This is a genomic window from Ruegeria sp. CK1 (assembly GCF_056536545.1).
The window spans coordinates 1-1,081 of record NZ_JBQFPX010000029.1 but is presented as its reverse complement, the minus strand read 5'-3'; the positions used below and the strand labels follow the sequence as shown (position 1 = coordinate 1,081).

Sequence of the window (1,081 nt, the reverse complement as noted above, 5' to 3'; positions counted from 1 at the left end):
AAAGCGGGCATTTCAACAGTGCCGTAGACGATGCGCGGGTACTCGACTAGGTTTCGACTATGACACACAAACCAACTCGCCGCATTGCGGTGATCGCTTCTTCCGACGTCGTCGGCTACTCGCGGTTAATGAGCCGGGATGAAACAGGAACCTTTGCTGAGTTGAGTGCGTGTCATCAGGAACTGATTGAGCCACTAATCGGCCAATTTGGCGGTCGGATCATCAAGAAAATGGGCGACGGGCTGTTAATTGAGTTTTCATCTGCTGTGGATGCAGTGCTCTGGGCCATCGAACTGCAGACCAGAATGGCAAACCGATACTCTGACACGGCAAGCGACAGGGTGGTCAAGCTGCGGATCGGCCTACATCTTGGTGACATCATTTCGGACGCAGATGACATTTTCGGGGATGGTGTTAATCTTGCGACGCGCCTCCAGGAGGTCGCCGATCCAGGTGGCGTTTCAGTCTCTAATGCCATCCTTGAACAGATTGCGGGCAAGATCGATCACTCCTTTGAGGACTTGGGTTTCCGTCGACTTAAAAACCTGGAAAACCCTGTGCGGATTCACAGGGCCCGACTTGCCGATCGATCCTCAGAAAGGACCAAGCCAAGGCAATGGCCCTATATGGCGGAAACCCCACCCGAGAAAACGCCGGAGGCGTCTGGCGGATGCTTATGCGGGCGCGTCGGTTTTGATGTTTGGAACCCGCCAGCGGCCGTTGGTTACTGCCACTGTAGGATGTGCCAACTTGCGCTGGGGGGACCATTGAACGCGTGGGCGGCATTCAAGAAAGCGGATGTGACCTTCTCTGGCGAGCTCCCAAAGGTTTTCCAATCCTCTCCTGTCGCCCGTCGCGCTTTCTGTGTGGAATGCGGCACTAGCATCTATACTGAGATTGAGGGCGCGGATGGCACAGAGTTCTATTCGATACGTTTAGCCACCCTCGACAACCCTGAAGATTTTCCGCCAACCTGCCACTTTGGAGTCGAGAACCGTATTCCTTGGCTATCCATTGAGGACGATCTACCGCGAATTCGAACCGAAGACGATGCTGTCCTTTCTGAACGTTGGGCCGCCGC

General features: G+C 54.8%; 1 protein-coding gene. It reads left to right on the top strand.

The window, feature by feature from the left end:
• Positions 1-59: 59 nt before the first annotated feature.
• Positions 60-1,081, top strand: a 1,022-nt coding sequence (locus ACR0L3_RS20630) for a GFA family protein (protein WP_480747668.1), incomplete at its 3' end; no start/stop codon positions are given.